The organism is Gordonia sp. NPDC003422 (assembly GCF_053588675.1).
On the sequence record NZ_JBSFQL010000004.1, the window covers coordinates 217,297 to 227,073 of the forward strand.

The following is a 9,777-nucleotide window of genomic DNA, read 5'->3' on the forward strand; positions in this document are numbered from 1 at the left end:
TCGCGCACACCACGCCGTTGGGCGTCACCAGACTGCCGGTCATCGCGAACTCCGCGGCAATGGTTCCTACCAGCACTGGCGAACTGCCAGATCTCCACCTTCAGCCCCGACGGCGCCCGGTGCTGATCATCCCGACCCACGACCACGACGCGGGATAGCGCGAGACGTGAAGCTCCAGCGCGCCGCTCGACCCGCAGGCCGCTTTCGCGGATGCTGATGATGCTGGGGTAGGTAGGTCCATGACCGTAGTCCTCGCTGTCATTGCTTGAAGTTGGGAGAGTTCTTGACGGCGCGGATCGTGCGTGTCAAGTGCTTGTCGTGCCGCCGCTGCTCGGCGCGCAGTCGCGCGTCGGTACGCGATGCGGCGTAGGCGTTTTCGCGCTGCAGCCGTCGGTAGCTGTCGAGGCGCCGCTGAGTGAGACGATCGGTCTCGACGGCCGCGAGGACAGCGCAGCCCGGCTCGGTGATATGGGCGCAGTCGGCGAACCGGCAGTCTTGCGCCAACTCGGTGATCTCGGCGAAGGTCTGGTCCAGACCCTCATCGACGTCGTGCAGACCCACGCCGCGCAGACCGGGCGTGTCGATCAGAACACCGCCGTGCGGCAGCGGCACCAGCTCCCGCCAGGCAGTGGTGTGGCGGCCCTTGCCATCACTGGTGCGTACCGCACCGGTGGCCAGGAGGTCCTCGCCCAGCAATCGGTTACCGAGCGTCGACTTGCCCGCGCCCGACGGGCCGAGTAGCACGACCGTGCCAAACAGGGCGTCGGTGAGGGCGTCGAGGCCCTCACCGGTGGCGGCGCTGGTGACCAGCACGTCCACCCCCAATGCGGCCTCGGCCACCTCGGCCTCTGCCCGTGAAACATCCTCGCACTCATCGGCTTTGGTGAGGATCACCAGGGGAGTGGCGCCGCTCTCCCAGGCGAGGGCCAGCATTCGCTCGATTCGCCCGGGACGGACTGGATCGGCGAGGGAGACGACCACCACCACGGTGTCGACGTTGGCAGCCAGCACCTGGCCATGGGACGTGCGCGACGCGGAGGAGCGAACCACGGCGGTCCGACGCTCGAGAACCTCGGCGACGGTGGCGGCGTCGGACGTGGTGGACGGTCGCAGCGCGACCCAGTCACCGGTGCACGTCGCCAACCGATCCTTGCCGGAGTGCGCGGGAACCACCGCGCGAACCGGTCCGGCCGCGGTGACGAGTTCGCACAAGCCGCGTTCGGCCCGCACAACACGGCCAGGAATCAGCCCGTCGGCACGGAATGGTGCGAACTGGAGGTCGCGGTCGGCGTCCCAGCCGTAATCGGTCAGAGGCAGTGCTCCCACAGGGGAAGCGTGACGATGTTGACGTGAAGTGGGGTGTGAAGACATTTGTGGAGACCTTTGCGGAAGGGGCCCTCCGTATCGCACGCGCAACCAGAACTCCCGCTAGGGGAGAACAAGAAGGGTGCTGATCAGGACGAGGCCTGTGAGGTGTGGATGACTCGGGCACTGCGTACAGCAGTGATCGCCGCGACGGTCATCGGCTCACCTCTATCAGGCTCCGCAGCACACAAATGTGTCTGCTGGTTGACTCAGTTTAGCAGCCTGTGTTGTCGTCGGGCAGCTCGCAATACAACGGAAGGTTTGCGCTGGGCGACGACCTCGGACAGGCTGCAGGAGTGACGAACACGGATACCGATAAGAGCACCGAAGTGCGGTTGACCGAGCAGGAAGCGCTGGCCAACCTGCGCACGGTTCTGGAGTTGTGTGCGTCCGGTCAACTCAAGTGCAGCGCGAAGACCTCCCGCGCGTCGGCGGCGACGGTGGGTCTCGTGGCCAGCCACCTGATCAACGGCGACTTCTATCCCGACGACGCGATCGCCGCATTCGCCTGGCCCCTGCTGATCCAGTCCGGCGGCCTGGCCAACCTTGATGGCACTCGCCTGGCGCTGACGCCGAAAGGTCGTGCGGCGCTGGGTAAACCGCCGGCCGACGTCATCCGCGACCTGTGGCGCCGATGGCTCACGCACGGAGTGGTCGATGAGTTCAGCCGGATCGATGCGATCAAAGGGCAGCGTGCCACCAACGTGCTGACTGCGGTCAAGCCGCGTCGGGCGACCGTCGCCGAGGGACTGGCCGCCTGTCCTCCTGGTGAGTGGATCGAGGTCGACGACCTGTTCTCGACGATGCGCCGAGCGCGTCTCAACCCCACCATCGCCCGCAGCGAACGCGCCCTGTGGAAGCTCTACATCATCGACGCCGAGTACGGGAGTTTCGGCTACGACGGGTACCACGATTGGTCGTTGCTCGAGGGCCGCTACACGCTGGCGGTCACATTCGAATACGCAGGCACACTGGGCCTGGTCGACCTCGACTACCGCGACCCCCGCGGCGCTCGCGACGACTACCACGACAATTGGGGAAGCGACTTCCTCGACGCCCTCAGTCGCTACGACGGCCTGCGCCGAATCCGACTCACCCCGTTGGGCGCCTACGCACTGGGCCTCACCCATACCTTCGTGCCGTCCGACGACGTCGCCGAGACGTCGTCGCTGACTGTTCTGCCCAACCTCGACATCGTGATCCCCCGCGGCATCACCACCACTGAGAAGCTCACGCTCTCCGCCTTCGCCGCCCAAACCGCCGACCACGTCTGGACAGTGTCGGCGACCACCCTGACCGCCGCACTCGGGGCGGGAAGAGACCTCGCCGACTTCGTCGCCTTTCTGATCCTGCGCAGCGATCATGAATTGCCGTCGCCCCTCACCACACTCATCAACGACGTCCGCCGACGCGGCGCACAACTCACCGACCTCGGACATCTCCGAGTGATCGAGTGCGCCGATCCGGCCGTAGCCGCGCTCATCGCCCGGGATCGCAGGCTCCGCTCGCTGTGCCGCCAGCTCGGAGACCGATTTCTGACCGTCGCACCCGAGAACGAGCCGAAGTTCCGGACCGCTCTGCTCAAGCTCGGGTACGTGTTGCCGACGGTGTAATGGGTTCACTGGCAGCGACAGCACGTAGGCATGGATCGCGTCGTTGGCGAGTGCGGAGAGCACATCGACGATGGTGCGAACCACAAGAAGGCAAAGCTCCCGTTTGTCTCCTATGTACTCGCAGACGGCAATCTCGTCACCGGGCAGAACCCGGGATCGGCCAAGGAAACGGCCACGAAGGTCGCGTCGCTTCTTCGGTAGCTCGGGCTCGGGGGCCTTCCGGTAATCGCGGCAGTGGGGTCGGTCACAACTGAGGCCGGTGGGTCGACGGCCCAGTCGGACGGAATCTTGGCATCGCCGTGATCGTTCAGAATGGTGGGGGACGTGGCTCAGACGCCGACGTCCGCCGATCGCGGCACGAAGCGGACGGACAGGAAGGCGAGGTGCGTGATGACCGTCGAAGTGAAGACTGCCGATATGACGACCGCCGCCGGAGCTTTCGCGTCACCAGACATGATTGCGCCGACGCCACTGCCCAGCGAGGATCCGTTCTTCGACGCTCCCGCCGAGGTCGGCAGCCTGGCTCCGGGCGAGGTGATTCGATCGCGGCAAGTGGAGCTCAAGGACTTCTGGGCGTCGCACCATCAGAGCCAGGCGTGGCAACTGCTCTATCGCTCCACCGACCTCAACGGAGTCGCCGGAGTGGCGGCCACCACCATCGTTCTGCCGCGGAAGCGTGCTCCGCGCAGCCAGTTCATGCTGTTGTCGTTCCAGTGTGCGATCGATGCCGTCACGTCATCCTGTTTCCCGTCGTATGCCCTTCGTAAAGGCACGGGAGCCAAACACGCAATCGCACCCTTCGAGTTTCTGGTGGTGCGCCGCGCATTGGCCAAGGGCTGGGCGGTGACCATTCCCGATCACGAGGGCATGCTCGGTGCGTGGGGTGCACCCCGCGAACCCGGCTACCGCACGCTCGACGGCATTCGCGCAACCATCGCGTTCGCCGGCGATCGGCTGGCGCCAGATGTGCCGGTCGGCTTGTGGGGTTATTCCGGTGGCGGAATGGCCACCGCATGGGCTGCGGAGATGGCCCCCACCTACGCGCCGGAACTGAATCTCATCGGCGCGGTCCTGGGCTCGCCGGTCGGCAACATGGGTTCGGCACTGGTACGCCTCAACGGCGGATTCCATGCGGGACTTCCGTTGATGGTGATTGCCGGTCTATGTCGGGTGTATCCGGCGTTGGCCGCGGCGATGAAGGTACACGCGACCGAGGTGGGCCGGCGAAACCTCGCAGCCATCGCCGAGATGGGAACCGTTGACGCCCTGCGTGAGTTCCGCAATCACGACATCGATGACGACATCGACATCCCGATCGCCGACCTGCTTGCCCAGCCTGAGATCGTGACGATGATGGCCGATCTCGGACTCGGTTCACACCAACCCGACATTCCGCTGCTCGTCGTCCAAGCCGTCCACGACGAAGTGATCGGCATCGATGACATAGACGAGCTGACCGCGAACTACCGGGCGCAAGGCGTACCGGTGACCTACATCCGCGACCAGCTCAGCGAGCATTTCACCCTGCTGCCATTCTCGGGGCCACTGGCGGTCAAGTGGCTCTCCCATCGGCTGGAGGGACGTCCGGCGCGCGATCGCACTGTCACTTCGCTTGTGGGGCAACCACGTCCGCGATTCCGTCGCCGGTCCGACGCCCGCCAACGACGCTGGTTGCGCGGTTCGTCGACAGTTGGGCGTCGCGATGCACCGTAAGCCGGTGCTGGATCAACTTGTGCTCGACCCAGATCAGATCTCGCCGACCAAGTGTTGGGGGCAGTAGCGTCACAAGCATGAGCTCGGAGACGATCGTCGAGCGCTTCGCGCGAGCCCCGGTGTGGGCGGCAGCGGCCGTCCAGGCCGTGCTGCTGACGGCCTTCTCGTTCGGCTACGACTACCACCGCGACGAGCTCTACTACCGGATGCTCGAGCCTGCTTGGGGTTACGTCGACCAGCCTCCGCTGACGCCGGCCATCGCGCGGATGACGCTGCACCTGGCCGACGCGGAGTGGGCGTTGCGCATCCCTGCGACGCTGGCGTCGGCGCTGTCGGTCGTCGTGCTGGCGATGATCACCTGGCGACTCGGTGGTGGCCGTACCGCTCAGACTCTTGCCGCCTGGGGTTATGCCACCGCGATGATGCCACTGATGCTCGGCCACGTCCTGTTCACATCGACGATCGATCTGCTGCTGATCCTGCTGGTGGCGTACGCCCTGCTCGTGGCGGTGCAGGGTCGCGACCGATGGTGGCTGGTGGCAGGCCTGCTCGCGGGCCTTACCACCTACAACCGGTGGTTGATCGTGACCGTGGTTGCTGGGCTCGTCCTCGGCCTACTTCTGCTGGGGCCGCAGCGGGCGTTCCGGACACCGTGGCCGTACCTCGGCTGCGTCGTCGCGGTGACCGTGGGCCTACCGAATGTGCTGTACCAGATCCGGCACGGGTGGCCGCAGCTCGAGATGGGCGTGGCGCTCGGCGCCGCACATGGCGCGAGCGTGCGCAGCGGCTTCGTCGTGATGATGATCGTCTTGCTGGGTCCACCGCTGGTCGCGGTGTGGGGTACCGGCGTCGTCTGGCTATTGCGGTCCGACCGGCGCCACGTCGACGGCTGGCTCGTGGTCGGGTTCGCCGTGCTGCTGGTGTTCACGTTCGTCGGTGGTGCTCAGCCGCACTATCCCGTGCACCTGCTGTCGGTGATGTATGCCGCCGGTTGCGTGCCGGTGGCAACGTGGTTGTCGGGCAACCGATTCCGGCGGCGGCTGGTGATCCTCGTGGTCACAATCAATGCTGCGGTGTCAATGGTGTTGGCGTTACCGGTCATTCCGCTACGGGTCGTCGGGCGTACCCCGGTGGTCGACGCCGGACCGATGGTGGCCGACCAGATCGGCTGGTCCCAGTACGTGGAGCAGATCGCCCAGATCTACGATGCTCTGCCCGTACCGCGACCGCCGATCCTCGCGTCGAACTACGGGGAGGCCGGAGCGTTGGCGCGCTACGGTCCTGAATTCGGTTTGCCGGCGCCCTATTCGGCTCACGTGGCGCTCTACGATCAGCGTCCGCTGCCTGCAGACGTCGACGCGGTTCTGGTGGTCGGGGGTCAAGTCCGCAGGGCTGTGGAGCTATTCAGCGAGTGCATGGTTCTCGCCACACTCGACAACGGGCTCGGCGTCGACAACGAAGAACAGGGCATGCCTGTCGCGCTCTGCGAACATCCAAACGATCCGGAGTGGTTGTGGGCGGAGCTTCGTCATCTGGAATGACGCCGACTGCCCGTCCCCGCTGGTGACCCGCCGGGCGCACGATGAATCACGCACGCCCGACGGGAGTTGGTGGACTACAGGAACGAGTCGTCTCCACTCAGTCCGTAGCGGGGGTGATCGCCGATGACGATGGACTCGAAGATGCCATAGCCGGTGGCGTCGCCCTCGGAGCAACGGATCACGCAGTCCCGCAACTGATGTGCTTCGAGTAGGGTCTCGCGATCGTCAACGTTCCGTTTTCCATTCGGAAGACGGTGAGCGCGGATTCAGCGGTTGCGCCGATGAACAGTGCCGATCCGCTGGTCGGCACGTACCTGAACTATCTGGAGAACCGTGAGGCGTTCCGACACATCGTGACGCTGTGGCTGACCGATGAAGGCTTACCCGGCCTCGTGCACTGCACGGTCGGCAAGGATCGGACAGGTGTCGCCTACGCCGTGGTACTCGACGCGCTCGGCGTGCTGCGCCGCGACATCATCGCGAACTACGTTGCGAAATCCGAGGATGTCGCAACGATGATGGGTCGTCTGCGTGACATGGCAAGCTACGGCTCCGCGGTCGATGTCTATCCACCGGAGGCGTATGCGTCGATCCCAGCAACGATCCTGCGATTCCTCGCCTGGGTCGATCTCGAATATGGCGGCACCCGAGAGTATTTGGTGTCCACCGGAATCACCACCGCGCAACTGGACCAACTGGCCGACCGTTTGCTCACCCCCGATGAAGGAGAACCCATGTCCCAGATCACGCAAGCGATCGTCGTCAACGCGTCCGCGGACGACGTCTGGCGTCTGGTCGGTGACGTCGGCAACGTCCACGCGTGGGTGCCCGCGCTGAGCAAGACACGGATGGATGGGGACGTTCGGATCGCTACCTTTGCCGACGGCGGTGAAGCGCGTGAACAGATTGTCTCCCGGAGTGATTCGGATCGCACCTACACCTACACCTATCTCGACGGACCGATCCCGCTTGAGCAGTACGAGTCGACCATCACGGTGAGCCCGCATCACAGTGGTACCGGGACTCTGGTGACGTGGACGGCCACGCTGCAAGCAGATCCGGCTGTGGTCACCAGTATCGACGAACTCTACGCGGCGAGTCTGGCGGAACTGAAGAAGGTCGTCGAATGACGGCGAGTTCGCTGGCTCGCCGCACGTTGACCACCTCGGGTGGAAGCCGGGGGATCGGTGAGGCCATCGCGGTTCGTGCGGCCGACCTGGGCGCGAACGTCGCGTTGATGGCGAAAACTACGGAGCCGCACCCGAAGTTGCCCGGCACGATCTACACCGCGGCGAACGCCATCGAGAAGGCCGGGGGCAATGCACTGCCCATCGTCGGAGACATCCGTGACGACGACGCGGTTTCTGCCGCAGTGGCGCTGACCGTCGAGCAGTTCGGGGGCATCGACATCGTGGTCAACAACGCGAGCGCGCTGGATCTGAGTACAACCGAGCACATCAGCATGAAGAAGTACGACCTCATGCAGGACATCAATGCGCGCGGAGCATTCTCGCTCACCAAGGCTGCGATCCCGTTCCTGCGCCGGTCGGTGAATGCACATGTACTCACCCTCAGCCCGCCGATCAATCTGGATCCCCGGTGGTACAGGGATATCGGTGCGGCATATACGATCTCCAAGTTCTCCATGACACTTGTCACGCTCGGCCTGGCGGCGGAGCTGCGTGATGATGGGATCGCTGTGAACTCGTTGTGGCCGCGGACAACGATCGCCACCGCCGCGGTGCGCAACATCTTGAGCGAGAGTCTGATTGCGCGTAGTCGTACGCCGGACATCATGGCCGATGCCGCGATGAGCATCATCACCAAACCTGCGAGTGTCGCCACCGGGCAATGCTTCATCGACGATGAGGTTCTCGCGCGCGACGGTGTCACCGATACCGCGAAGTACCGCGTGGTTCCCGGTGACGACGAACTGGAACTCGACTTCTGGATGGAATGGCCGTGATCGCTGCCGATGGTCAGGACGCGTTACATGCCACTTATGGCGGCATCGACCGATCTTTGCAACGCGTGCACTTCGGCGTCGGCCACTGGGCGCAGAACCGATTGCAGCGACGGCGTAGGGCATATCGACGGTGAAGTGGGCGTTGTAGCCGGTCATGGTGACGCGAGCGACTGATTCGCGGCAGTCGTGGGCGAGCGTTAAGTGACGGGCCCATCGTAGTTCGACGTGGCCGCCGCTGAACTCGCCGTGCAGGTTGCGCACGAACCCGACCTGCTCCTCGTGAATGCGCACTGCCCGACGTTGCTCCGGAACGCCGGCATGAAGGGCGCTGACCAGGGCTGACGAGTTTTGTCGGTGGCATGGTTTAGCGTGGTTTGTACACGGGATGTGATGAGTGAGTAGTTGATGACTGAGACCGGGTTGCCGGTCTGATTCCTTTTGATGATGAGCGTGTTGTGCGGATGGTCCCGATCCGTTGGTTCGTCGTATCGGAAGGGATTGTCGTGTCTGTGTTGTCGACGCCGTCGCCGTGGCCTGAGCAGCTTGCTGCCGGGTTGCTGGGTGGGGTCGACCCGGCGGATGCGGATGAAACCCCGACCAATGATTTGTTGTTGGGGATGGCTGAGATCGATCGTGGGCGTGCGTCGTTGGCGTATGCCGAGTACCAGTCAGCGGCGGTGCTCTATGACCGGTATGTGGCGGCCAAACTCGTCGAACCATCCGGGTCGGGGTTTGTGACCGATGGGTACGCCGATTGTGCGGCGCGGATCGCCCGCGCCCGTGGGATCGGGCAGCGTGCCGCGGAGAAACTGTTGGGTGAGGCGGTGTCGTTGCGGGACCGGCTGCCCGAGGTGTTCGACTGTTTACGCGACGGGATCATCGCACCCTGGCAAGCACAACTCGCGGTGACACGCACCGAACTGTTGGACGAGTCGTCGGCGGCACCTGTGGTGGATGCCGAGATCGCTGCGTTGTTGCGGACCCGGAAAGGTACGTGGTCGCGGGCGCGGATGCGCGACATGATCGACCGCGTCGTCTACCGCCATGACCCGGATGCGGTGCGTCAGCGCCGTAAAGACGCGTTGGATGCACGTGGGGTGTGGACGGCCGAGTTGGAGGACGGGACCGGGGAGATCACTGCGGTGGGGGCTGCCGAGGATGTGCGGGTCGCTGCGGCGCGGGTGGCCGGGTTGGCGAAAGCGGTGTGCGCGAACGATCCGCGCACTGTTCAGCAGCGGCGCTCGGATGCGATGTTCGCGTTGTTGTCGGGCACCGTGTTCGAGTGTGATTGCGGGCGTGAGGAGTGTGACGCCCAGATCCCGGACCCGGCGACCATCTCGGCGTCAACGGCACTGACACCGTCGACGGCGATCATGGTGCATGTGGTGTGTGATGAGGCGACGCTGGCCGGCACCGCGGACAACCCGGCGTTCGTGGAAGGGCACGGCCTCGTCAGTGGTGGACATGTGCGTGACATCGCTGCCCGTAAGGACTCCATTGTGAAACCGGTGATCGGGCCGCAAGCTACCGCGAATCCGGATGGCACGTTTACCCTGCCCGCGCATCTGCCGTCGGATCC

The 9,777-nt window shown here is 64.8% G+C and carries 6 protein-coding genes and 2 pseudogenes; 7 read left to right on the top strand and 1 reads right to left on the bottom strand.

Annotated features, from left to right (window positions below; genetic code table 11):
• Positions 1-258 precede the first annotated feature (258 nt).
• Positions 259-1,371, bottom strand: coding sequence for a ribosome small subunit-dependent GTPase A (rsgA, locus tag ACWDTF_RS05845; protein WP_433256985.1), 1,113 nt, complete (start codon positions 1,369-1,371; stop codon positions 259-261).
• A gap of 290 nt (positions 1,372-1,661) precedes the next feature.
• On the opposite strand from rsgA, the gene ACWDTF_RS05850 reads away from it, so the two are divergent.
• From ACWDTF_RS05850 to ACWDTF_RS05880, 7 genes and pseudogenes are all read left to right on the top strand, one after another.
• Entirely contained in the window at positions 1,662-2,978 is a 1,317-nt protein-coding gene (locus ACWDTF_RS05850; protein WP_240855268.1) for a helicase-associated domain-containing protein, read from the top strand.
• Positions 2,979-3,050: 72 nt separating this feature from the next.
• Positions 3,051-3,179 (top strand): annotated as a pseudogene (locus ACWDTF_RS05855) (type 1 glutamine amidotransferase domain-containing protein); the annotation flags it as partial.
• Between the two features lie 189 nt (positions 3,180-3,368).
• Entirely contained in the window at positions 3,369-4,691 is a 1,323-nt protein-coding gene (locus ACWDTF_RS05860; RefSeq protein WP_449754098.1) for a lipase family protein, read from the top strand.
• A 206-nt stretch (positions 4,692-4,897) separates the two neighbouring features.
• Positions 4,898-5,389, top strand: a pseudogene (locus tag ACWDTF_RS05865) (glycosyltransferase family 39 protein); the annotation flags it as partial.
• A gap of 1,097 nt (positions 5,390-6,486) precedes the next feature.
• Positions 6,487-7,362 carry a tyrosine-protein phosphatase gene (locus ACWDTF_RS05870; RefSeq protein ID WP_355274087.1) on the top strand — a complete coding sequence of 292 codons (876 nt, stop codon included), beginning with the start codon at positions 6,487-6,489 and terminating at the stop codon, positions 7,360-7,362.
• Entirely contained in the window at positions 7,359-8,198 is an 840-nt protein-coding gene (locus tag ACWDTF_RS05875) for an SDR family oxidoreductase (protein WP_449754099.1), read from the top strand. Before ACWDTF_RS05870 ends, ACWDTF_RS05875 begins: the two co-directional genes overlap by 4 nt.
• 503 nt (positions 8,199-8,701) lie before the next feature.
• Positions 8,702-9,777, top strand: a 1,076-nt coding sequence (locus tag ACWDTF_RS05880) for a DUF222 domain-containing protein (protein WP_449754100.1), incomplete at its 3' end; no start/stop codon positions are given.